Annotated in this window: 15 protein-coding genes and 5 pseudogenes; 11 read left to right on the top strand and 9 right to left on the bottom strand. The window is 60.1% G+C overall.

Annotation, left to right across the window (positions count from 1 at the left end; genetic code table 11):
* The first annotated feature begins 26 nt into the window (after positions 1-26).
* From NLM33_RS48055 to NLM33_RS48040, 4 genes and pseudogenes are all read left to right on the top strand, one after another.
* Positions 27-512 (top strand): transposase, encoded by a 486-nt coding sequence (locus tag NLM33_RS48055; protein ID WP_254106576.1) that lies wholly within the window; start codon positions 27-29, stop codon positions 510-512.
* Positions 493-846 carry an IS66 family insertion sequence element accessory protein TnpB gene (gene tnpB, locus NLM33_RS48050; protein ID WP_254106366.1) on the top strand — a complete coding sequence of 118 codons (354 nt, stop codon included), beginning with the start codon at positions 493-495 and terminating at the stop codon, positions 844-846. The genes NLM33_RS48055 and tnpB overlap by 20 nt, the downstream gene beginning before the upstream one ends.
* A gap of 53 nt (positions 847-899) precedes the next feature.
* Positions 900-2,468, top strand: coding sequence for an IS66 family transposase (locus NLM33_RS48045; RefSeq protein WP_254106368.1), 1,569 nt, complete (start codon positions 900-902; stop codon positions 2,466-2,468).
* Between the two features lie 4 nt (positions 2,469-2,472).
* Positions 2,473-3,801 (top strand): annotated as a pseudogene (locus tag NLM33_RS48040) (IS66 family transposase); the annotation flags it as partial.
* Between the two features lie 198 nt (positions 3,802-3,999).
* Here NLM33_RS48040 and NLM33_RS48035 read toward each other — a convergent pair.
* The 7 genes and pseudogenes from NLM33_RS48035 to traA form a co-directional block, all read right to left on the bottom strand.
* Positions 4,000-5,748: a hypothetical protein gene (locus tag NLM33_RS48035; RefSeq protein ID WP_254106495.1), complete on the bottom strand. Its 1,749-nt coding sequence runs from the start codon at positions 5,746-5,748 to the stop codon at positions 4,000-4,002.
* Positions 5,749-6,625: 877 nt separating this feature from the next.
* The gene (locus NLM33_RS48030; RefSeq protein WP_254106494.1) at positions 6,626-7,111 is read right to left on the bottom strand and encodes a relaxase/mobilization nuclease domain-containing protein; all 486 of its coding nucleotides are present in this window, start codon (positions 7,109-7,111) and stop codon (positions 6,626-6,628) included.
* 407 nt (positions 7,112-7,518) lie between these two features.
* A protein-coding gene (locus NLM33_RS48025; protein ID WP_254095161.1) for an IS3 family transposase occupies positions 7,519-8,648 on the bottom strand; the annotation gives its coding sequence in 2 pieces (ribosomal slippage) (positions 7,519-8,396 and positions 8,396-8,648; 1,131 coding nt in all).
* Between the two features lie 591 nt (positions 8,649-9,239).
* Positions 9,240-9,821, bottom strand: a complete 582-nt coding sequence (locus NLM33_RS48020; RefSeq protein WP_254106493.1) for a conjugal transfer protein TraH — start codon at positions 9,819-9,821, stop codon at positions 9,240-9,242.
* 11 nt (positions 9,822-9,832) lie between these two features.
* A pseudogene (locus NLM33_RS48015) lies at positions 9,833-10,964 on the bottom strand (conjugal transfer protein TraB).
* Between the two features lie 19 nt (positions 10,965-10,983).
* A complete protein-coding gene (traF, locus tag NLM33_RS48010; protein WP_254106492.1) occupies positions 10,984-11,517 on the bottom strand; it encodes a conjugative transfer signal peptidase TraF in 534 nt (177 codons plus the stop codon).
* Positions 11,514-14,820: pseudogene (gene traA, locus NLM33_RS48005) on the bottom strand (Ti-type conjugative transfer relaxase TraA). Before traA ends, traF begins: the two are co-directional and overlap by 4 nt.
* Before the next feature lie 247 nt (positions 14,821-15,067).
* On the opposite strand from traA, the gene NLM33_RS48000 reads away from it, so the two are divergent.
* The 4 genes and pseudogenes from NLM33_RS48000 to NLM33_RS47985 all read left to right on the top strand — a co-directional run.
* A complete protein-coding gene (locus tag NLM33_RS48000; RefSeq protein WP_254106491.1) occupies positions 15,068-15,328 on the top strand; it encodes a TraC family protein in 261 nt (86 codons plus the stop codon).
* Positions 15,329-15,332: 4 nt separating this feature from the next.
* Entirely contained in the window at positions 15,333-15,548 is a 216-nt protein-coding gene (traD, locus tag NLM33_RS47995; RefSeq protein ID WP_254106490.1) for a type IV conjugative transfer system coupling protein TraD, read from the top strand.
* Positions 15,535-17,466, top strand: a complete 1,932-nt coding sequence (gene traG, locus NLM33_RS47990; protein ID WP_254106489.1) for a Ti-type conjugative transfer system protein TraG — start codon at positions 15,535-15,537, stop codon at positions 17,464-17,466. Before traD ends, traG begins: the two co-directional genes overlap by 14 nt.
* 628 nt (positions 17,467-18,094) lie before the next feature.
* Positions 18,095-18,604: pseudogene (locus tag NLM33_RS47985) on the top strand (IS701 family transposase); the annotation flags it as partial.
* Here NLM33_RS47985 and NLM33_RS47980 read toward each other — a convergent pair.
* Positions 18,605-18,739, bottom strand: a pseudogene (locus NLM33_RS47980) (IS3 family transposase); the annotation flags it as partial.
* Between the two features lie 471 nt (positions 18,740-19,210).
* Here NLM33_RS47980 and NLM33_RS47975 point away from each other — a divergent pair.
* Both NLM33_RS47975 and NLM33_RS47970 read left to right on the top strand, forming a co-directional pair.
* Positions 19,211-20,752 carry a hypothetical protein gene (locus tag NLM33_RS47975; RefSeq protein ID WP_254106488.1) on the top strand — a complete coding sequence of 514 codons (1,542 nt, stop codon included), beginning with the start codon at positions 19,211-19,213 and terminating at the stop codon, positions 20,750-20,752.
* Between the two features lie 145 nt (positions 20,753-20,897).
* Entirely contained in the window at positions 20,898-22,703 is a 1,806-nt protein-coding gene (locus NLM33_RS47970) for an effector protein (RefSeq protein WP_254106487.1), read from the top strand.
* Between the two features lie 193 nt (positions 22,704-22,896).
* On the opposite strand, the gene NLM33_RS50140 is transcribed toward NLM33_RS47970, so the two are convergent.
* Complete coding sequence (locus NLM33_RS50140) at positions 22,897-23,061, bottom strand: hypothetical protein (protein WP_371930191.1); 165 nt, start codon at positions 23,059-23,061, stop codon at positions 22,897-22,899.
* On the opposite strand from NLM33_RS50140, the gene NLM33_RS50135 reads away from it, so the two are divergent.
* Positions 23,017-23,358 (top strand): hypothetical protein, encoded by a 342-nt coding sequence (locus tag NLM33_RS50135; protein ID WP_371930199.1) that lies wholly within the window; start codon positions 23,017-23,019, stop codon positions 23,356-23,358. The two genes, NLM33_RS50140 and NLM33_RS50135, sit on opposite strands and share 45 nt — an antisense overlap.
* The last annotated feature ends 7 nt before the right edge of the window (positions 23,359-23,365 follow it).

Raw genomic sequence — 23,365 nt, 5'->3', positions numbered from 1 at the left:
GAAAATCCACTCAAGCTACTGTCCGAATTTGCGGAGCCAGCTCTGACGATGATCAGAAACTGCGGGTAAGGCTTGTTGGTCGGAACGGTCGACGCCGTTACGACGCCGCATCGAAGGACCGCCTTGTCGCGGCCTGCCTTGCGCCTGGCGTGTCGGTATCGAGACTTGCGCTCGAACATGGGGTCAATGCGAACCTTCTTCGGAAATGGGTAAAGAAGCGCACGGAGACGCTGTCTGTCCGGCCGTCCTCACCAGCGGCGTTCATCCCGGTTCAGATTGAAGGGACTGCTGATCGGGCACTGTCGGGACAGAGCCGCATGGATGCGGTGGATTTGCCGGCGACTTGTGATGGGGTGCGTGGATCGGCACCGGAAAGGGCTGCGACGTTTTCCTCTCCAGCCAAGGTGAGCGCGTCACTGTCGAACGGCGTGAAGCTGACGCTGGAATGCGGTGATGTGAATGTATTGACGGCGATCATCGGAGCACTGGGACATGTTCAGACTGGGCGCTGACCTGAAAGTCTATCTGCACCGTGAGTCGATCGACTTCCGGGCCGGCATCAACAGCCTTGCGGTTCTGGTCCAGGAAACGATGGCGCTCGATCCGTTTGCTCCGGCGGTTTTTGCGTTCTGCAATCGCCGTCGCGACCGGATGAAGCTCCTGTTCTTCGATCGGTCCGGCTTTGTGCTGATCCTGAAACGGCTGACCGAGGACAAGTTCCGGTGGCCGGGCCGCGAGGCAGCGGTGATCACGCTTACGACCGAGCAATTGCACTGGATCCTCGACGGGATCGATATCGATGCGATGGTCCGCCATCCGGTGCGGCAATATCAGGTTGCTGGTTGAGGGCCTCGAATTGAGCGGTTGACGCGGCGGCATGCTTTCGATTCAAGAATCTGATGAATCGACCCGGCGAACCGGCTGTTGAAGAGTTGATGGCGCGCATTGCTGCGCTGCAGGCAGAGAACCGTCAACTCACCGAACGCGTCGTCAGACTCGAGGAAGAGCTGGCGCTTGCACGACTGCATCGTTTTGCGCCGCGCAGTGAAAAGCACATTGACCGCCTCTTCAATGAAGCCGAACAGGCTGCGGATGAGGACCCCGCCGACAACGAAGATGACGATGTCGTTGCTCTGCCGGACACGGGCTTGCCGGCGACCGAGGGGGCGACGGGAAGGAAGCGCGGCCGCAAGGCCTTGCCAGAGAACCTGCCGCGCGAACGCGTCGAGTATGACCTTCCCGACGACCAGAAGGCTTGTCCTTGCTGCCGTCACCAGATGCATCGCATGGGCGAGACCGTTAGCGAGCAACTTCATATCGAGGTGAAGGCGAAGGTTTTGCAGAATGTGCGGTTCAAATATGCTTGCCGCCATTGTGACCGTACCGACATCAACACGCCGGTCGTGACCGCGCCGATGCCTGCACAACCCTTGCCGGGCAGCATTGCTACGGCCTCGACGCTGGCCTTCGCACTCGTCCATAAATATGTCGATGGCACGCCGCTCTATCGTCTGGCGAAGGCCTTCGAGCGCGCTGGTGTTCCCGTCAGCCGCGGCGCTCTGGGCCACTGGGTGATCGGTTCGAGCGAGAAGCACCTCGTTCGTATCTACGACGCGCTAAAGCTACGGTTGCGGTCGCAGACCGTCATCCATGGCGACGAGACCACCGTTCAGGTGCTGAAAGAAGCGGGCAAGGACCCCACCAGCACCTCGTATATGTGGGCTTATCGCAGCGGCGAGGATAGCGAGCAGCCGATCGTGCTGTTCGATTATCAGCCTGGTCGCGGACAGGAACACCCGCAGGCCTTCCTTGGCGACTATCGTGGCATCCTGATGAGCGATGGCTACGCGGCCTGGCGCACATTGAAAGGCGCCACGCACGTCGGATGCATGGCCCACGCCAGACGGAAGTTTGTCGACGCCCTCAAGGCCAGGAAGAAACCGGGTGGGCCACCGGCCCAAGCCCTCAAGTTCTTCGACCAGCTCTACCGGATTGAAAGACAGGTGCGGGACGAAAAGCCCGGCGACGGCGAAACGCAGGTCGATTACATACGCCGCTTGCGCCAGAAACACAGCCTCCCGGTCCTGGACGCCCTCAAGGCGTGGCTCGATGCAATCGCTCCCAAGGTTGTGCCCGACACCAAGCTTGAGGATGCGGTCTCCTATACGCTCAACCAATGGGAATATCTGACGCGCTACGCCAAGGACGGCAGCATGCCGATCGACAACAACCTTCTGGAACGCGATATCAGGATTTTTGCCTGCGGCAGGAAAAACTGGCTCTTCAGCGCTACCGTGGAGGGAGCCAGGGCCAGTGCCGTCATCTATAGTCTGATGCTGACCTGTCGGGCCTGTCGCATCGAGCCCTTCGCATGGCTGAAGCACGTCCTCGCCCAGTTGCCGACACGCCCCGATGAAGCCGATGTCCAGGATCTTCTGCCCTTCAACTTCAAAAAGTTGCCAGCCTGAGCCGCCACCACCACTGCCGCCGCCGCATTACGCCGCTCTACGACGTGCATCGAAATCCGCGCTTACAGAGAACCTGCCGCGCGAACGCGTCGAGTTTGACCTTCCCGACGACCAGAAGGCTTGTCCTTGCCGCCGTCACCAGATGCATCGCATGGGCGAGACCGTTAGCGAGCAACTTCATATCGAGGTGAAGGCGAAGGTTTTGCAGAATGTGCGGTTCAAATATGCTTGCCGCCATTGTGACCGTACCGACATCAACACGCCGGTCGTGACCGCGCCGATGCCTGCACAACCCTTGCCGGGCAGCATTGCTACGGCCTCGACGCTGGCCTTCGCACTCGTCCATAAATATGTCGATGGCACGCCGCTCTATCGTCTGGCGAAGGCCTTCGAGCGCGCTGGTGTTCCCGTCAGCCGCGGCGCTCTGGGCCACTGGGTGATCGGTTCGAGCGAGAAGCACCTCGTTCGTATCTACGACGCGCTAAAGCTACGGTTGCGGTCGCAGACCGTCATCCATGGCGACGAGACCACCGTTCAGGTGCTGAAAGAAGCGGGCAAGGACCCCACCAGCACCTCGTATATGTGGGCTTATCGCAGCGGCGAGGATAGCGAGCAGCCGATCGTGCTGTTCGATTATCAGCCTGGTCGCGGACAGGAACACCCGCAGGCCTTCCTTGGCGACTATCGTGGCATCCTGATGAGCGATGGCTACGCGGCCTGGCGCACATTGAAAGGCGCCACGCACGTCGGATGCATGGCCCACGCCAGACGGAAGTTTGTCGACGCCCTCAAGGCCAGGAAGAAACCGGGTGGGCCACCGGCCCAAGCCCTCAAGTTCTTCGACCAGCTCTACCGGATTGAAAGACAGGTGCGGGACGAAAAGCCCGGCGACGGCGAAACGCAGGTCGATTACATACGCCGCTTGCGCCAGAAACACAGCCTCCCGGTCCTGGACGCCCTCAAGGCGTGGCTCGATGCAATCGCTCCCAAGGTTGTGCCCGACACCAAGCTTGAGGATGCGGTCTCCTATACGCTCAACCAATGGGAATATCTGACGCGCTACGCCAAGGACGGCAGCATGCCGATCGACAACAACCTTCTGGAACGCGATATCAGGATTTTTGCCTGCGGCAGGAAAAACTGGCTCTTCAGCGCTACCGTGGAGGGAGCCAGGGCCAGTGCCGTCATCTATAGTCTGATGCTGACCTGTCGGGCCTGTCGCATCGAGCCCTTCGCATGGCTGAAGCACGTCCTCGCCCAGTTGCCGACACGCCCCGATGAAGCCGATGTCCAGGATCTTCTGCCCTTCAACTTCAAAAAGTTGCCAGCCTGAGCCGCCACCACTGCCGCCGCCGCATTACCCCGCTCTACGACGTGCATCGAAATCCGCGCTTACGTCTCAAGTCTCACAGGTTCTTCTAGAGTTATGATCGATGGTGTCCACTTCGCTCATGGTGGACACCTCATCCCATCCCCCGCACTCAATTGCATAGGTGCGTAGAAAGGAGCACTTACAGAGGTTCAGAGGAGATTACCGCCCGATGTCCGTATCTCGAAGGCGTTTGCGGTCATGCTCGTGAGAGCACTGAATGACATCATCGCGAGCAATAAACTTGGCGAAGGCTCCCTCAGCTCCCTCCCGCTCCTTATGATTATAAGCGCGCTCCGTCATGTAGGTGTTGTCGGCCGCCTTGAGCCACACGTTGTCTGCGCCGTACTTTTGTGTCAAACTTGCTAACGTTTTCACGTCGACAAGTTTCGGCCAAAGGCCGATGAAGACGCCGTCATTTCGGATCAGAATATCTGGATTGTAGTTTCCCGTTTGGAGTGGAAATTCGTAGTTGTGGAGAGCGGTTCTCCTCCCGGCGGGAGTATCATAGGAATGGGGCCCCGGACTTCTCACTGAACCGAAGACTCTATGCGATAGGCCTAACTCATCCATCTTCTCAATGTACCGCTGTCTCCCAAGCTGCGAGAACAGCCGATTTCTGGGTGAGTACGCACCTTCAGGATCGTCTGACTTAATCAGCACGGACATTTGATCGTACTCTTCTTTATCGAGCCATCTTCCCACTCTCCTAAAATGCTGCTGAGGGGTTTCGAAGAACATCGAATGGTCCCACTCCGAATTGGACTCATGTCCAATGAGTAAGTCATCGCGCTCAATGGCATCATCGCGAGCAATGAACTTGGCGAAGGCTCCCTCAGCTCCCTCTCGCTCCTTATGATTATAAGCGCACTCCGTCAAATAGGTGTTGTCGGCCGCCTTGAGCCACACGTTGTCTGCGCCGAACTCTTGTGTCAGACTTGCTAGCGTTTTGGCGTCGACAAGTTTCGGCCAAAGGCCGATGACGACGCCGTCATTTCGGATCAGAATATCTGGATTGTAGTTTCCCGTTTGGAGTGGAAATTCGTAGTTGTGGAGAGCGGTTCTCCTCCCGGCGGGAGTATCATAGGAATGGGGCCCCGGACTTCTCACTGAACCGAAGACTCTATGCGATAGGCCTAACTCATCCATCTTCTCAATGTACCGCTGTCTCCCAAGCTGCGAGAACAGCCGATTTCTGGGTGAGTACGCACCTTCAGGATCGTCTGACTTAATCAGCACGGACATTTGATCGTACTCTTCTTTATCGAGCCATCTTCCCACTCTCCTAAAATGCTGCTGAGGGGTTTCGAAGAGCATCGAATGGTGCCACTCCGAATTGGACTCATGTCCAATGAGTAACTTGTCGCCGACTTCAACGCGCTCAAAGGTCCGCAGCGGCACGGATCGCGGCATCGCTTCACTCGGATGGCCAATCGCAGTAGCAGGCAAGGCTACGTCACGAACGTCACTTTTTGCCTTACCCTTATCGACAACGGGTGTGTCTCCATGACCCCACATTACTTCGTCGATTCGCGACCAATCGTCTTCGGTGAGATCATCGAAATCATCATGCATCGCCGCGTCTGGCGGGAAGGCACCACCTATTTGGCTATTCGCGGACGACGATGCGGCAAGTGTATTGCTCCTTTCGCCTCGACCGCTTGTTGGCTCCCCCACGCGGCCACTGGAACCGGCGAGCGATTCGTCCTCGTGGGTGTCCGATCCTCCTTCGCGATTCATCGCTGGCAACAATTGGTCGGACTTCGACCAATCGCCTTCGGTGAGATCATCGAAATGAACATCACTTTTTGCCTTACCTTTATCGACAACGGGTGCGTCTCCATGACCCCACATTGCTTCGTCGATTCGCGACCAATCGTCTTCGGTGAGATCATCGAAATCATCATGCATCGCCGCGTCTGGCGGGAAGGCACCTATTTGGCTATCCGCGGACGACGATGCGGCAAGTGTATTGCTCCTTTCGCGTCGACCGCTTGATGGCTCCCCCAGGCGGCCACTGGAACCGACGAGAGATTCGTCTTCCTGGGTGCCCGATCCTCCTTCGCGATTCATCGCTGGCACCCCCCGGGCGTTTCTTACCATTTATCTGTCCCTTATCGTTTTGGGCAGCATCACATCATGTAATCGGCTTCATGGAATCGACCGTCTACATATAGAGGCTTCAGCTCCATCAAGTTGATGCATTACCCGCACGGCGCTTCGCGTCCGCACGAGTTCTGCCTTACATGTGATGGGTCGCCCCTGCTGTTTGATCGTTACCCGGGAATGGTTCGTCGCAAAGGAGCCTGTGCACGTCCATTGCTGGTGATGTATTGGATTCGCGCGCGGGGCCGCGTTGTTCGCCGCTCGCCCCAGGGGCGGTGGAGCTGGCGTCCTCCATGAGCCCTTATTCGTCGTGACTTGTCCCTTGCTATCTATCTCATCGGCTGCGACCGTCTCTTGCGCGTTTACTTTCGTTCCTTTCTCCGTCATTGACGTACGGAAGAGTCGATTGCTGCTCTCCGTGCTGCTCGTCTCGCTTTGAGTTATCCTGCTCCTCCTGTCGGCGACGGCCGATAGCCTCCCACCGCATGACCATGTCTTCTGGAGGCCCCCGATGGGGCGCCACGGCTTTGGTTTGCTTTGTACCCAACACAGACGTATGCTGAGGAGGCTCGACCTGCGGTGCGACCGGTCCATTTGAACCGCTTTGATCGCCGAATGTCAACAAACGGTACTTCCACCTTCGACAACCATATTTGAGTGCACCAGCAAATTCTCCCCTCGCTCACACCGGCGGTATTCGGCAAAGGTCATCGGCCGCTCGGTGAGCGCCGCGCTCCGCTCGCGAGCTCGCGTCTAGCATGATGCCATGCTGCCGTGAGATCTCAGCCATCTCAGTGCGCAGGGCCTTATAGTTCAAGTGCGGGTGGCGACGGGATATCTTCAGCCGCGCTCGTCCCAGGAGTTCACGACGATTGACGACCACATGAAGGTGAGGATGGCCGCGATCCGTATAGAAAGCGGTAAGATAGTTATACTGACCGCCCCCAAATCCTGAGCCGAACATCTTGGCCGCCCACCCGCGCCCTGCTGCATAAGCGGCCTCTTGATTGGTGCCTGGCGTGAAGCTGATGAAGTGGACTGAGCCAGCTCTCTCGAACCCGCAATAGGCCAAACGGAAATGATAGAGACGATGATGGGCAGGCGGGGCGCCCGTCGGCGGCGGCGGCGGCGGCAGGATATATTGTGATGTAAACGTCGCTCTCGTCATTTCGTCTTCACTGCGGGGTGATATCAAAAACCGTTGGCTTTCTGGGAAAAACCATCAAGTCCCTGTCGAATACAGAGGGGGGCCCAGTAAGAAAGAACGGCTCCCTAGTTGCTTGAAAAGGCCACTCTTTGCCTTTATAAATCTCAGCGCGTTCGGTTAAATCACTCACAAACCCATCACCTTTGATCTTCCAGTCTCGCTTCTCTGATGTCGTGGCTCGCTGGCGATCCAGTCGTTGTTGACGTGCCTGCCTCGCTGACAGAGCTGGCCCCGGTTGTTTGGACAGCGCCCCGCGAAAATTAAGTGGATTCCTGCCGGGTTATGCTGAAGGCGGGGCTTTACGATTTTGCTGTGGCGTCGGGAGGGCGTAAGCCCGACCAGAGCCGCAGCAAAATCGTTGGCGACGATCATGCGGCCGTCACCATCGTTTGCGCGCCGAAGTAAGCCTCGTCGGGCGTGCGTTCGTCAAGGCTCGAGTGAGGACGTCCTCGGTTGTAGAACGCCAGATATTTGGAAATCGATGCTCGCGCCTCGAGCACGCTGTCGTAAGCACGCAGATAGACTTCCTCGTATTTGACAGTGCGCCACAGCCGCTCGACGAACACGTTGTCGCGCCAGGCACCCTTGCCGTCCATGCTGATGGCGATGTTCGCGTCCAGCAGCACGCCGGTGAAGTCGAGGCTGGTGAACTGGCTACCCTGATCCGTGTTGAAGATCTCGGGCCTGCCGTGCTTCGCCAACGCCTCCTGGAGCGCTTCGACGCAGAATATCGTCTCCATCGTGATCGATACGCGATGGACCAACACCCGTCGGCTGAACACATCGACGACCGCCGCGAGGTAGACGAATCCACGTCGCATCGGAATGTAGCTGATGTCCATTGCCCAGACCTGGTTCGGCCGCTCGATCTTCAATCCGCGCAATAGGTACGGGTAGATCTTGTGGCCCGGTGCGGGCTTGCTCGTGTTCGGACGGCGATAGATCGCCTCGATCCCCATGCGCTTCATCAGCGTCGCGACGTGGCGGCGGCCAATCTGCATGCCCTCACGCTGCAACAGCGATCGCAGCATGCGCGCCCCTGCGAAGGGATAATCGAGGTGCAGCTCATCGAGCCGGCGCATCAAGACAAGGTCCTCGGCCGAAACCGGCCGAGGTTCATAGTAAACCGTACTGCGGGCAAGGTTCAGGACCTTCGCCTGGCGCACGACAGACAGATCATGGTCGCGGTCGATCATCGCTTTGCGCTCAGCAGGCCCGCCTTGGTGAGCGCGCCGGACAAAAAATCGTTCTCCAACGCAAGCTCGCCGATCTTGGCATGTAACGCCTTCAAATCGACCGGCGCCTCGGCCGGTCCGTTGTCCTGCCCAAACACTCCGGCGGCGCCTTCCAGGAGTTGGGTCTTCCAGGTCGTGATCTGGTTCGGATGGACATCAAACAATTGCGCCAGCTCGGCCAACGTCTTCTCCCCCTTCACGGCCGCCAAAGCCACCTTTGCCTTGAATGCCGGAGAATGCGTCCGGCGACTCCTCTTCGTCATCTTCGCTCCTGATTCGCGGCAAGAAGCCTCGCCGCTCTCAGGCAGAAAATCCACTCAAGCTACTGTCCGAATTTGCGGAGCCAGCTCTCACAGCAAAATCGTAAAGCCCCGCCTTCAGCATAACCCGGCAGGAATCCACTTAATTTTCGCGGGGCGCTGTCCAAACAACCGGGGCCAGCTCTCACCATGTCAAAGGATAGTCGTAAGGATGGCGATAAGGATAGGCATGCCCTTGGACACGGCATATCGCTCCTTCGGTGGAGAAGTGGAGACGTCAAGCACCCCCACGATATGCCGCCTTCCCGATTCCCGCCGTCACCAACTTTCGGCGATAGCTCTCGACCAAGTTGGTATGGTCTGAGCGGCCAAGAGCCTGGCAACATAAAGGGAGCGCGCCGGTGGTTGGTGACGTCCAACTCCTGCTGCTCGATGTCGAGGAAATGCGATAGCCCCTCAGAGCGGAGACCCCGCGCCCCGCACAAGCCAGATCGCATCGCTCCAGATCAGCATTAGGAGTTGACGGCCTACGGCGTAACGCTGCCGCCTATCCACTTGGCTTTCCAGCCCGAGGCCGTTGCAATGCGCAAAGGCCTATTTCGGCTTGCCTACGCCAACGCCGGTCAGATCGATCCTGATGCCCGCCTTGTTCGGATCAATCTGCTCCCTGTCCAGCTGGGTCCCCTCGTCCGGTCCGCTCGCAGGCCTCACCTCGTCCGCGGACTTGTCGCCGGCTTCCGGGGGCTGGGCTGGCAGACTGCCAGGATCGGGCTCATCGAAGACATACTTCCCATCGAAATAGCCAGTCTTCCAGGCCGCGATCGCATCGCCGAAGGCCTCGTCGACCTCAGCGCCATACCATTTCGTGACGATGCGATAGACCTTGCCGAACAGCGCGGTGCCCATCCTGATATTGGCGCAGGTGTCGATCAGATCGGAGGTGAGCGCCGAGACATCGGTGATACCGAGCCCGGCGGGATATTGAGTGACGCCGACGCGGACCAGCTCCATGGCATCATCTGCGGTCTTGGGCGGCCTCACCAGGATGACGCGGTTTTTGGTCCGGACGGTGACCGCGAGCGGTTCGGGTGCCCCGACCGCGCGGATGAATCTTTCGACGATCGCAGGCTTCAGAGTTGGATCGGCGCATTGATGAATAGTGGCGGCATCGATCATGATAATCCCCTTCAGGTGTTGAACGAACGCACGAGCGGCAGAGCGAACAGGCGCGCCCAGGCTTGTGTGCTGGCGCGTTGAATGACGAGGACGTTGGTTCCGGCGGTCTCACCAATCGTTGCCGATCGCGACAAGCACGTCGGGCGAGTGGAGCGTCGACTGCAGGACGGGCCAGACGAGCAGTTGCTCGTAACAGATCAAGGGCGCGATGCGGCGGCCGGCGGACTCGACGACGGGATTGACAAAGAAGCTGGCGCTGGCGCCTGCGCCCTGCCCCGTCCATGCGAGCCAGGGCTGCCACATCGAGACCGGGACCGGCATGCGTTCGCCATAGAGCCGGCGCGTGCGACCGGCGCTGATCTCCATCATAGCGTTGTCGTAGCCTGCGCGATCGACGATCGCCGCGCCAACGATCACCGTAATGTCGGAGCCGCGAAGGCCCTCCATCCAGACGCCGCTCGTGGTCGGGGTCCACAGCCCGGCCGCACTCTCGGGAAGCACGACAACGCGCGCACCGGCCGCGCCCGCTTCGCGCACGCGCTGGAGAAGGAGGCGGGATTGATCGAGATCGGGACTTCGGCCGAGCGCGCTGCCAAGCTTGGTCTCGAGACCAGCCCATCCGTCTGGTTGCGACGGCGCGGTCCAGTGCGCGGCCGACCAGGTCCACAAGGCGGCCGCGACGATTCCCGCGATGGGCCACTTGCCGGTCGTCATGGTGAGCAGGACGGCTGCGGTCGCCGCCACTCCCCACCATCCCCATCCCGGCAACAAAACTCCGGCCGCAGTGATCGGCTGCGCCCATCCGACGATGCCAAAGGGCGGCACGCTCATCAGGATCGCAGCAAAGGCGAACCGAAGCGCCCTCTCCCATCCCGGCCGTCTCTGCCACAGCACGGTGTGGACAAGGACGAAGGCGGCCGCGGCGCCGATCCACAAGGCGATGCCGACGCCGAAATCGGTGCCGTAAAAATTGACCGCTCCTTGCGGAAGCCCGCGCGATGCCGCCAGGAAATAGGCTGCGCTCACTGCCGCTGAGATCGACCGTGAGGGCGCGAACGCCCACAACGTCGGAAACGCGCAGGCAAGCGGCAGGGTGAGCGCGTGACCGCACCAGGCGACAGCCCCGACCGCGGCCGCGGCCATCGCCGCGCCCCGCCAGGAATTATGGTCCAAAGGTGAAGACCGGCCGGGCAAGGCCGAGAACGCCCGATGACGGGATCGGGCCGAAGTAGTGGGAATCATAGGAGCCTGCGAAATCGGAGTGGAGATAGAGCTCGCCGGCGGGAACGACGCCGCCGGCAAACGGTGTGAGAGGACGGCGGGCGGCATCGGCATGCCGGACCTCGGAATCAGGGAGCGGACGGCCGTCGATCGAGACCCGATTGGCCACATTGACCTGTTGGCCGCCGATGGCGACGACGGTCTTGATGAGCGGGCTTAAGCCCCCGGCGCACAGTCCGCGCCGGATGTAGCCGCGGTCGAAGGCGCGTTCGAACTCGGCCGTATGCGGTGGACAGACGAAGACGAGATCGCCGGCAGCGGCCTCACGATCCAGCATCTCAATCCGCCACAGGCCGCGCGGATAACTCGGCGTCATGTTGACGCGCAGTCCGGCGCACCAGCCGGCGCCTGCCACGGCGATGACGAGGCCGGCGCCAGCCAACAGGATCACGAGCGGGAAACGCCGAACAGTCATTTCAGGGTCTGTCCCTGGCGTTGGGCTAGACGCTCCGTCTCAGCCTGCTTGAGGGCCTGCGCGGTGCGCTCGCCGCTTGCGAGCTGCTGTGCTGCGCGCATGGTTGGCCAGGCTTCTTTCAGCTGCGCGCGCCGCACCGAATCCATGCCGGCCGCCACCTTCTCGAAGGCCTGCCCGTTCGGCTCTTTAGCGGCGTTCGGCAGGAACGTGCGATCGCCAAAGCGCTCTGCGATGGCTTTGTTGAACCCGTCGATCTCGGCTTTCACCATCCGGTCCGCCAGTGCGAATTCGAGCGCGCTCGGCAGGTCGTTCCGGTCGATGGCGTCGCGCACGCGCTCAAGCACGCGGCGGGCATCGCGCGACAGAGCGGGGATCTCGATGGCGACGCGGTGCCGGATCGCGCGTTCCTCAGTCTCATGCTTGTGCTCAGCCTGGGCGCGAAGGCGTAAGTAACGCTCGATCTCGCGCTTGAGCGCGGGCACATTGGCCTCGGCGCGCTGACGCTCCCGTTTATCGGCCTTGCGCGCCAGCAGGCCGACCTTCCCGCGCAGCGCTCCAAGGGATTCCGGGTTTGTGGCGAGACGGCCGATCGTCGAGGTTGCAGCAGTGGCATCCTTCAGCATGGCGTCGAAGTTCGTCGCGCGGAACGCTCGCTCGGGATCGGCAAAGACGAGGCGAAAGCGAGTGGAGACGTCCTCCCACTGCTTCTTGATGGCGGGATCGGCGAGGATCCTGTCCTCGACGGTGTCGATGAGGGATTTGGGGAAGGTCGTCACGCCGGCGACCATGGGCTTCGCCTCCCTGTATGCGGTGCTAATGATGGGTTGACGGACATCGACGATGCCGAGTTTTTGGCCGAGCGCACGCAGCCGACGCGCCACGTCGGCGAGGCGCTGCTTCTGGCGAACCGTCCAGCGCAGGCGGTCGTTCACCAGCGTGCGCGCCACCCTGACGATATGCAGTCCGCGGTTCGCGGCGAAGCGCAGCGCATCGCGATAGAGAGCGCCGCGTTCGTAATCGAGGGTGGTCTCCTTCCCTCGGCGCTGCGACAGGATCGGGATCAGGCCACCGGCCTTCTGGAACGAACGCCGGCCGTAATAGAGCGCCACATCCTCACGATGCCGAGTCAGCGCGACATAGGTCAGGTGCTTGTCCAGGGACAGCGTTGCCAGCACCTTGACCCGGTCGACCGTCGCTCCTTGCGCCTTATGCACGGTCGTCGCGTAGCCGTGGTCGATATTGCGATAGAAGCGCTGATCGACCTCGACGCGGCAGCGGCCCTCGCCCTCACCGATCTCGGCGACCAGGCGCGCTGGCCCGGCTTCCACGACCTTGCCGATCATGCCGTTCTTGACGCCGAGCGAGCCCTCGTTCTTCAGGAAGACGATCTGGTCGCCAGGCGCAAACCGGCGCTCGCCGTCCTCGGTTCGGAAGCCATATCCGTCTTCGACCAGACCGCGCGCGACGAGCTTGGCCCGCGCCATGTCGTTCAGCGCGCGGACGTCGCGGCGCAGATGCGCCAGGATCAAGGTCGACTTGGACGGATCGTAGTCGCGGTTCCAATCGGCGATGAGACTGTCGATCGCCTGCGCCTTCAACTCCGAGCCGAACAGACGTCCATGATGGCGATAGGCGGACAGGGCCTGCGCCGTGCGGCCACGGGCAAGATCGAGCGATGCCTCGCGCATCCATTGCTGGCGCTGGCGATAGATCGTTTCGAGCTCGGCATAGCCGACGCGCTCGACGATTGCGCGAAACGCCGCCCCCGCTTCGATCGGCTGCAGCTGCTCGGGATCGCCGACCAGGACGAGCTTCGCTCCCGCCTTAGATGCTGTTTCGACGAACAGCGCCATCTGGCGCGAGGCGACCATGCCAGCCTCGTCCAGGACAAAAACCGTTCGATCATCGAGGCCGTCCCGACCGCTTTTCCAGTGCAACTCCCAGGAGGCCAGCGTGCGGGATTGGATGCCCGCCTCCTTCTCCAATCCCTCGGCCGCCTTTCCCGCCAAGGCGCCGCCGACGACGCGATAACCGGCGGCCTCCCACATCTGCCGCGCAGCCCGCATCATCGTGGTCTTGCCCGCCCCCGCGCGACCAACAACCGCCGCGATCCGCGGCCCGGACCCAAGATGCGCGATGGCCGTGCGCTGCTCGGCCGAGAGGTTGGCGTTTCGCGATGACACGGCCGCGACCACCTGTGCCTTCACGGCAAAAGCCGTGCTGCCAGAGAGGTGGACCGCCCGCCGCGCCATCTCGGATTCGAGCCGGATCAGCTCGCGTGTCGTATATTTTGCCGGCGCCCGCGCGCCCGTGGCGAAATCGATCTGTTCGCCTTCCAGCCGCAGCGCATCGGGGCTTTGCAGCACCCGCGCCATCAAGTGCTGAAACGTTCCGGCATCGTCGACATAGCGATGCAGGAGCTTGCCGACATCCCGCTCATCGAACACGCTCTTTTCCCGCGAGATCAGGTCGAGCACGATCTCCGGACGGCGCTGGATTCGTCTTAGCGTCTCGGCCCGGCTCTCCTCAAACACGCGCAGCCGTTCGAGGTCGGGATCGCGCCCCTCGCGCTGTGCCCGGCGCTGGATGGCCTTGGCCGCAACGCCGATATGGGGCATCGGCGCGACGTCGATGCCGCGCTCGGCGTAGGAGCGCCCATCGACCCGAATCTCATGACCGTTCAGAGCCAGATGCTGGTTCTGCAGGTCGAGCCAACCGTTGCGCTGCGCGAGGAACTCCTGCTTGTCCCCGGCCCAAAGCCGATAGGCGATCTTGCCGGATTGCATGCGCAGCGGCTGGCCATCTTCACCGATGACCGCGACCCGCTTTGGCCCGAATCCGTCCGCTGAGAGGCCGCAACGTCGTCATCAGGTGGACATGCGGATTGCCGGGCTCGTCGTGATAGACCCAGTCCGCGACTTGCCCGCGCGACAGCACTTGCTCGACCACGAACTGGCGCATCAGCGCGATGTTCTGCTCAGGTGTCAACTCGACCGGCAGTGCGACGATGAACTCCTTGGCGAACTGGGCATCCGCCCGCTTCTCGAAGGCCTCGACCTTATTCCAGAAGGCCTCCGAGGCACCGGCGACAGAGCGATCGGCGATCATGGTCCGGAGCCAGGCGGGCGCGTCGGCTGGCACCAGGAATTCCTCGTGAACCATCCCGCGCTTGCCCGAATAGTCGACGGTACGGCCCTCGGCCTCGAACGCCATTTTTGCGCAATGCCGGTAGGCGGCGGCCAGCACGGCGCTGCGGCCATCGCCGCGTCCGATGAGCTGGGGCGTGAAATGCGTGATAGCCACGACTGGAGCGATCCTTCGGACAAGTGAACATGCCGTTCGACGGGATCGGCCCCCCAATTCGGGGCGAGAAGCAGGACGTCGCGTCAGCGACGTATTACTGCGCCCTTAGACCGCTCCTTCGGAACGGCGGGATGATCTTCCAAAGCGTCGGCTTCGCCGACCCCGTTAATTACCCGGGTCGCGCTTTGCGCTCAGCCCGGCTTTCCTTCGGACGCTTCGCGCAAGTTGAAAGGAAAGGTCTTTCGGAATGAAAAAGCCCTCGCGGCAGATCAGGGACGAAATCGCTCGGCTCCAGGACCAGCTGAAGCAGGCCGAAACGCGGGAGGCCGAGCGGATCGGCCGGATCGCACTGAAGGCCGGCATCGGGGAGTTCGAAAGCGACGAGGGGGCACTGCTGTCAGCGTTCGCGGAGATCGCCGGCCGGTTTCGTAAAGGAGGCGGCCGCGCCGCAAAGACGGCCGCGGCCATCGCGCCTGGCGCGTCTTCGGATCTGGCTGAACAGGGCTGAACGCATGCACCGCTCCGACGCCACAGAGGCCCGCAAGAAGAATACGCGGGAGAAGATCGAGCTCGGCGGCCTGATCGCCAAGGCCGGGCTGCGCTACGAAAAGCGGGCGCTGCTGCTGGGCCTGCTGATAGAGGCCAAGGAGCGGCTTCACGGCAACGAAGCGGAACGCGAGCGCCTGACGGCGATCGGCGCGAAGGCGTTTGGTCATGAAGGGAAGTAAGATCGCGCTGGCCATCGCGCCGGCCGTGCTGATGGTGGGCTCTTGCCTTGCCATCACGGGCATTGAGGTGTGGTTTGCGAAGTTCGGGACAACGCCGAACGCACGCCTTCTGCTCGGCCGGATCGGCATCGCCATGCCCTATGCGTTGGCCGCCGCAAACGGCGTGGTCTTCCTGGTCGCGGCCGCAGGCGCGACCGCGATCCGCGCTGCCGGCTGGGGTGTCGTGTCTGGCGGCATGATCGTCGTAGCGATCGCCGCTTTGCGGGAGATCGCGCGGCTGCATTCCTTCGCCGGCGCGCTGCCAACTGGCGACCGGCTTCTCGCCTACGCCGATCCGTCGACCATCGTTGGCGCGACCATCGTGGCGCTTGGGGCCGTGTTCGGGATCCGGGTCGCGATCAGGGGCAACACTGCCTTCGCAAGCTCCATTCCGCGCCGCATCCGAGGACGGCGCGCCATCCATGGCGAGTCCGATTGGATGGCGATGGCGGAGGCTGCACGGTTATTCCCTGAGGTGGGTGGCATCGTGATCGGTGAGCGCTATCGCGTCGATCGGGATGCGGGCGCGGGCCAGTCCTTCCGCACTGAGGACGCCGAGACATGGGGTGCTGGCGGCAGGTCTCCCCTGCTCTGCTTCGATGCCTCCTTCGGCTCATCGCACGGCATCGTGTTTGCAGGGTCCGGCGGCTTCAAAACGACATCCGTCACGGTGCCAACGGCGCTCAAATGGGGCGGCGGGCTGGTCCTCCTCGATCCTTCCAACGAGGTCGCGCCTATGGTCAGCGGACACCGGCACGAGGCGGGTCGGCAGGTCTTCGTGCTCGACCCGCGCTCGTCAGAGATCGGCTTCAATGTGCTCGACTGGATCGGCCAGCACGGCGCGACCAAGGAAGAGGACATTGCCGCCGTCGCCTCATGGATCATGACCGACAATCCGCGCCAGGGTTCGGCACGGGACGACTTCTTTCGCGCCTCGGCCTTGCAGCTGCTGACGGCACTGATCGCCGACGTCTGTCTGTCCGGTCATATGGACAGGAAAGATCAGCACCTGCGCCAGGTCCGCGCCAACCTGTCCGAGCCGGAGCCGAAGCTGCGCCAGCGGCTTCAGACGATCTACGACAATTCGGAATCGGAGTTCGTGAAGGAGAACGTCGCGCCGTTCATCGCCATGACCCCGGAGACTTTTAGCGGCGTCTACGCCAACGCCGTGAAGGAGACGCACTGGCTCTCCTATGCCAACTATGCCGCGCTGGTGTCGGGGTCGAGCTTCACGACGGCCGAGCTGGCGGAGGGCCGGACGGACGTCTTCATCAATCTCGACCTGAAGACGCTGGAGAACCACGCCGGCCTTGCCCGCGTCATCATCGGCGCACTCCTTAACGCCATCTACAATCGCAATGGCGAAGTGACCGGCCGGACCCTGTTCCTGCTCGATGAGGTCGCTCGCCTCGGGCACTTACGCATTCTCGAGACGGCACGCGATGCCGGTCGTAAGTACGGCATCACCCTCTTGATGCTCTATCAGTCGATCGGCCAAATGCGCGAGGCCTATGGCGGACGTGATGCCACCAGCAAATGGTTCGAGAGCGCCTCCTGGATCTCCTTCGCCGCAATCAACGATCCCGAAACCGCCGACTACATCTCGAAGCGCTGCGGCGACACGACGGTCGAGGTTGATCAGTTGACCCGGTCCTCGCAGATGTCCGGTTCCTCCCAGACGCGGTCCAAACAGCTCGCGCGCCGGCCGCTGATGCTGCCGCATGAGGTGCTGCGCATGCGGACCGACGAACAGATCATCTTCACGGCGGGCAACCCGCCGCTACGCTGCGGTCGCGCCATCTGGTTCCGGCGCGTCGACATGCGAGCCTGCGTCGGCGAGAACAGGTTCTACCGGCGAGAAGCAAGTAGCCGTCGCTGATGATCATGAAAGCGGCGATGGGGGGAAAGACGTGGCCGGCCTCCAACAGACCGGCCGGTTCCAAAGCAGAGAAAGAAGGGGCGTGTGCGGCGACGGCAATATTGTCCGGGAACGGAAAGCCGAGACGGAGCGCATCCACAACGACAGCAACCGCGGGCTCAACGATCGACTCGTTTGCGAGCCAGCGCTACCAAGGCTACTACCGGCCGCCGCGCCTTGCGATAAGAAGCCATGTCCCCCGTGCAAAACCAACCTCGAACGTAGAGGTGACCGATCATTCCTTACATTGTCTCGGCCCTCAGTTTGAGGAAGACAACCACGCTTCGACGCCCTCTGAACGCATGTGCAGATGCGCGCGCTGCTGCGCGGCTGGTCATAGGCCAACGAGCGCTGGGCGATGACGGTCCCCAGTCCGCAAGGCTATTACCCGGCTTTAGTTGCGCTTGGGTCAAGGTTTCTTTGGCTGTTCAAAACGCACCACGATCAACGCGTTCCCCAGGGAGCTCATAGTCTGACTGAGTCACACAACCGCAGGCTTTGTCCGGCCGGAATCAGCGATGGTTGAAGCATGGACCATCAGCCGAGGAGGCCACATGAGCGGGCGTGGCACCAAGACCAGTGAGATGCGATTTGCGGCGTATTTGGAGGGCTTGCCAGCGTCATCGGTCATGCTGATCGGAAGGCACCGCTGCGCGACTATTGCGTCGGCCTCATGGCCTGTGGCGATCGCAAGAGCGTGGAGCCGATGGCGGCGGTGACGGCTCCGGAACGGACGGCCGCCCAGCATCAATCGCTGCTGCATTTCGTCGGCAGCGGCACCTGGTCGGATGAGAAGGTGCTGGGCGAGGTACGCGAGATGGTCCTGCCGGCGATTGAACGCCAGAGCCCGATCGAAGCTTAGATCATCGATGACACCGGCTTTCCCAAGCAGGGGCGACATTCGGTTGGAGTTGCACGGCAATATTGCGGGCAGCTCGGCAAGCAGGATAGTTGCCAGGTGGCGGTGTCACTGTCGATCGCCAACCACCACGCCAGCCTGCCTGTCGCCTATCGCCTTTATCTTCCGAAGGAATGGACTGAGGATTGCGATCGGCGGCGCAAGGTGGGCATTCCTGCCGAAGTCGGCTTCCGGACCAAGCGCGTTGGGCTTGGCCTCCACCAGGATCGGGGCTCGGGTCCCCACAGCCTTGCGGCGGGCACGTCGCTTGCGGACGACGAGTCCTTCCTCCCGATAGAGCCGGTAGATCCGGTTGATCCCCGACGGCTCGCCCTCAATATGTTGGACTACCATCGCATCGAACGGGCAAGCTGTTCAGCTACGTTGATCTGGAGGCGCGGGTGCGGCGTGCGAGCGACGGACGATGGTGAACGAGGGGTCTAACCACATTACAAGTGCAGCACGATTCGACGTTGACGCCGTAGAACTTCAGATCATTATTAATGGGAGACGCGCCAACCGGCGCGTTCAATATTGAACGGAGGTCAAGTTGCCGACCGAAACACTTACATCACCTCACTCCTCCGGGCTCAATCAGAGTGGCAACAGCGTTCGGCTATCACGCGAACTGAGTGCGCTTCTGGATATTGATGCAAACGACTATGCACCGATGGACGATCCGAATCTATTTTTGGAGTCTCGTGAACGTCGGCTTATGGCATTGCTACGAGCTGTAAAGGCCCGAGATGAAAAGCAAACAAAAAACACTCGCAGCTGAACACCCCAGGTTATTGAAGGATCGATTACGTGGCCGATGATGACGAAGTCATGCCCCAGGTCGGCGATGATTACGCTAAACGATTTGCAGCGCTTAAACTCAGTGCAGCTCGACGCACCGTCGCCGCCAGACTTCCCTCGAACGACGACCTTTTGATTGCGGTTGCAGACACTACACTTCGAGCCAATGGCATCCAAACAGTGCCGCTGAACTCGGAAGATTCCGAAAACCGTTCCAGGAAGAAGAACGTACATACGTTTTTTACTGGTGCAGACTTTCAGGCTCTCCCCAAGCTCGGCAACAAAACCGCCAAGCAGATGGACGAGCAGCTTATCTACATCAAGTACGAAGGCAACTACTATACTAAGAATACACTTTGGAATGCCATTAAGGTCCCTCATAACGAGAAACACAAGATAGACTACAAAAATGCCGAGTTCAGGAAACTCACGACATCACTTGGGCTGACCGCGGAGCGTGATAACAGGCTTTTCGAAAGTGGCAAAACAGAAAAGAGGGATAAAGACGGAAAGATAGTGCTTAAGGACGGGAAGCCCGAGATCATTCCGACTTACAAACTCGATGGCGAGGCGCAGCTTTACAACACTCCAGCCGGGAAGAGGCGACGAGCGTTCGCCCATCAAGATCCGCATACTAGCGGCGAGCAGGCTCCGGACATCATGCTTCGAATGAAGAACGGAGTCATGAAGGGGTTTTCGCGCCTCCCAGACGATGCTTATCAAGAGTGTACGGCTTGGGACTTGGAAGCGGCTCTTGACGGCGTTGTATGGCTGAAGTCAACGCTTCACGGCTATCAAACCATCGACTTCATCGAGCGCACGCTTGGACCCGAGCAAGCCACGCACCGCTTACGCGACTATGTTGGCGAAAGCCGCGGGTATAACCAGGATACCCACAGTGCCTACGTGAAGATCGATACGATATACTTCCCGATAAAAGAAGTTGTCCAGCTGATGCCCGGCGACGAAGCGGTACAAGCCGTTCAGGGACCACCCTCCATGGAAGCAATGGACCATCGGATGATAATCAGAATGCCGGAGGGCAATACGTTCGTCACACCGGATTTTCTCGCAGGGCGCTTTCCTGAATACTTTCAGGAGGTGTGCAAAGAGCATGGAATCAACCCGCAATGGGGCACATTCAAGCCAGATTGGAATAAGATGCTTGATAAGTATGCGTCCCATGATCGCGTACTCGTGGAGGTCGATGCGGCCCTTGTTGAAGGACATTCAATTAAGTTATCGAAAGGCGAATCCATAATGGAGACGTACGCGGCAAAACAGATATTCTACGCCGATGATGGAAGCGCTAGAGGCGTGACTTACACGAAACCTTCCTTCACGTCACTTGCTCTGACTCTGCAAAGGGCTGACCAAGAGAAGAATAAGGGTACAACGCTGGATGTTCCAGCTAGCGTAACGGAACGGCTTCTGTCGGGTCGGGGCACCGAGGCGGGCAGCAGCAGCAATACAAGCAAGCCTCAGCCGCCGCCAAGCAGCAGATACGAGGATCGGAACGACAGATTACGCGACATTTCCCGTAGTTGTTGAACCTGACAGTTGCGCGCACGCAGTGGCGTGTCAGTGGAGAAAGCCGGGAGGCAAAGGACAGCCGGCAACGCCCTTCCGCGGGACGCTTGCATGAGTTCTACATATTCCACGACTCTCTTGCGAGAGAGTGCAGAAGAACCAATTCATGGTCGACATCAAAAAAAAACCAATCAAGCTGAGAGATCCTGTCTATAAGAACGCCCGTTCTGCTAGGCGCGAAGCAAAGCAGCATCTTCGAGCGCGGGAAATGGCCGACGAAGCTCGCAGCATAGATCGCGGGCTTAGGAGACCAAGCAAACAAACCGCATATGTCGCCGAGATGGAACTCTTCGACAAAGTGAAAGAGGGCTATCACGGTGAGATCGGCTACAAGCTCCTCGGCAACAAGAAGCTTGTAATCGATAAGAATGGTAAGCGCACGCGTAAAAGGGGTGTGGTCAGGAAGACCACGGAGGTCCTAGAACGTGACCCGCAGTCAGGTACTGTTTACGTCAGCCATCTTAAAAGGGAGGGTTGGCGCAAAAAGGCGAGCTACGAGTTTGGCCCGAAGGGTGAGCTTCGCTCCTGCAGCCTCGAACTCAGAAATGGCCGTTTCCGTGAACAATGGGAACGCGACGAAAAAGGCCACCTGATTCGCACCAGCTACTACACGGGCAGGCTTCGGGATGGTCGGTTCTTCAGGTCGATTTCTGAGGAGATTAGCGCCCCTTACGAAAGCGCGGCCGATAACAAGAAATATCGCATCCTAACCCGTACCAAAGGCTCCAGAAAAGAAGTTTTTGAGCGAGACGAAGACGGCAATCTGGAACTGATCGGTCGCGAAAGTCGCGGCTTCTCGAAATATTCGATAAAATCGCAAGACAGGAGAACTGAGGTAACCGAAACCAGGACGCTCTTTGGCATCAAGTCATATACATCTCTATTGGATCCGAAGGGAAACGAGCTGGGCAGAAACATTACGTCCCATCGAAGGCTTTGGAACAAAAGGTCGGCCACGTTCGACGAACGTACCTATCAGTTAATCGATACCAAACATACCCTTGGCAAGTTGTTCAAACGTGAAACGAAATATGTCGGCAGCGATGCCAAGGTCGTTACCACGAAAGTGTTGGGAATAAAACTGAAGACGCGCCTAAAGGGTCTCCAAGAGCATGAGCAAAATGCTCAGAAAATGAGAGCTGCAGAAGCAATACAGCATAAGGCGGCTTGGGAAAATACCTCTCATTTCGACGCTCCTTCGAATGAAGGGGATCGCGTGGAAGACGATCACCATTCGAACAGCGTTTCTACCAGAAACATCGACAAAATCATGTTGGCGGTGCAGTCACAGGCAGCGGCGGCGCGCGAAACCCCACTTGCTTCCGGTTCTGCGAACAAATCCGAAGCGCTTCAAGTCGACTTCGGTAAGGCGCAACGTCCTAAGTATCAGAGCAAGTTGGACAGCGGTGGGGCGCTCAGGGAGCACGATGCCCCCTCGGGTATGCAACTGTTGGCAGCAGCGAGTCATGGGGCAACGAAACCAGCGGGCGTGGACACGGTTCTAGAGATCTTACCAGCCTTCGATGCTGCAAGCAGAAACGACGCGATCAAAGATGATTTTAGCAAGACGCAACTTCCTAAGCACAAAAGCACGTTGAACAGCGTTGCGAACGATTGCCCGTGGGGTATGCCACCGTGGAAAGCAGCGAGTCATGGTCATGAAACGATCAAACCAGTAGGTGAGGACACGACGCCAGAGGTCTTACCAACCTCCGATGTTGCAAGCAGACTTGAGGCGATCAAAGATGATTTTAGCAAGGCGCAACCTCCTAACTACCGAAGTAGTAGCGCCGCCAGCGCGGCGCCGAACGGTAGGAGAATGGCTATGATGGAAGCCGCAAGGCGTCGCGACGGAGCAGCGAAGAGAGCTGGCCTCGACACGCGAACTGTGGCGAGCATAGGTAGATGCTGATGTCGATGCGTCAAGACTGGAGCATTTGCAGAAGTGCGGATAGACGGCGAGCGTCTCGTCGGACTGGATGCAGTTGAAAGAATCTCGGATGGCCTTTGCAATGACCAACCAAGTCATCATTCCTGAGGGGACGGGCGCCGGGACACTGCCCTAGACGCCGCGCCCGATTTCCTCGTCGGTGATGAGTGCGAAGTCAAGAGCGACCGGCGGCAATCATTGACAGCCAGAGTGACAAGGCGGCGCGAAAAGGGGCTCTGCGCTCGACCCGCAAGGCTTTGATGCCGGCAAGAAGGTCACCGGTCGCAAACGCCATATCCTTGTCGATACGCTCGGCCTGCTGCTGAGTGTCGTAGTCCATCCCGCCATCAGCAAGCGCGCGACGGTGGTCGTGACTTGCTCCGCAGCGCACGCCGCTCGTTCCCTTTCATTAAGCGCATTTTTGCCGATGCTGGCTACCGGGGAGCCAAGATGGCAGAGGTGGTCGCCGACATCGGTTGCTGGACCATTGAGATCGTCAAGCGCAACGAACTGCATAAATTCGTCGTGCCGAAACGGTCGTTGCCTTCATCCGTCTCGCCATGATCCTCATCATGCTCAAGCGCTTGACCAGGCCAGCCCCTCGATAATGAATCCCTTCCTCTTGGATCGGCTCTAAGGAGGTC

It is taken from the genome of Bradyrhizobium sp. CCGUVB1N3, from assembly GCF_024199925.1.
Lineage (GTDB): Bacteria > Pseudomonadota > Alphaproteobacteria > Rhizobiales > Xanthobacteraceae > Bradyrhizobium.
This window is presented reverse-complemented; position numbering and strand designations above follow the sequence as displayed.

What these genes read in the sequence shown, in the direction of transcription:
- tnpB (WP_254106366.1), top strand. Translation starts at nt 493, where the DNA reads ATGTTCAGACTGGGCGCTGACCTGAAAGTCTATCTGCACCGTGAGTCG.
- NLM33_RS48045 (WP_254106368.1), top strand. Translation starts at nt 900, where the DNA reads ATGAATCGACCCGGCGAACCGGCTGTTGAAGAGTTGATGGCGCGCATT.
- NLM33_RS48035 (WP_254106495.1), bottom strand. Translation starts at nt 5,748, where the DNA reads ATGCATGATGATTTCGATGATCTCACCGAAGACGATTGGTCGCGAATC.
- NLM33_RS48030 (WP_254106494.1), bottom strand. Translation starts at nt 7,111, where the DNA reads ATGACGAGAGCGACGTTTACATCACAATATATCCTGCCGCCGCCGCCG.
- NLM33_RS48020 (WP_254106493.1), bottom strand. Translation starts at nt 9,821, where the DNA reads ATGATCGATGCCGCCACTATTCATCAATGCGCCGATCCAACTCTGAAG.
- traF (WP_254106492.1), bottom strand. Translation starts at nt 11,517, where the DNA reads ATGACTGTTCGGCGTTTCCCGCTCGTGATCCTGTTGGCTGGCGCCGGC.
- NLM33_RS48000 (WP_254106491.1), top strand. Translation starts at nt 15,068, where the DNA reads ATGAAAAAGCCCTCGCGGCAGATCAGGGACGAAATCGCTCGGCTCCAG.
- traD (WP_254106490.1), top strand. Translation starts at nt 15,333, where the DNA reads ATGCACCGCTCCGACGCCACAGAGGCCCGCAAGAAGAATACGCGGGAG.
- traG (WP_254106489.1), top strand. Translation starts at nt 15,535, where the DNA reads ATGAAGGGAAGTAAGATCGCGCTGGCCATCGCGCCGGCCGTGCTGATG.
- NLM33_RS47970 (WP_254106487.1), top strand. Translation starts at nt 20,898, where the DNA reads ATGGTCGACATCAAAAAAAAACCAATCAAGCTGAGAGATCCTGTCTAT.
- NLM33_RS50140 (WP_371930191.1), bottom strand. Translation starts at nt 23,061, where the DNA reads ATGGACTACGACACTCAGCAGCAGGCCGAGCGTATCGACAAGGATATG.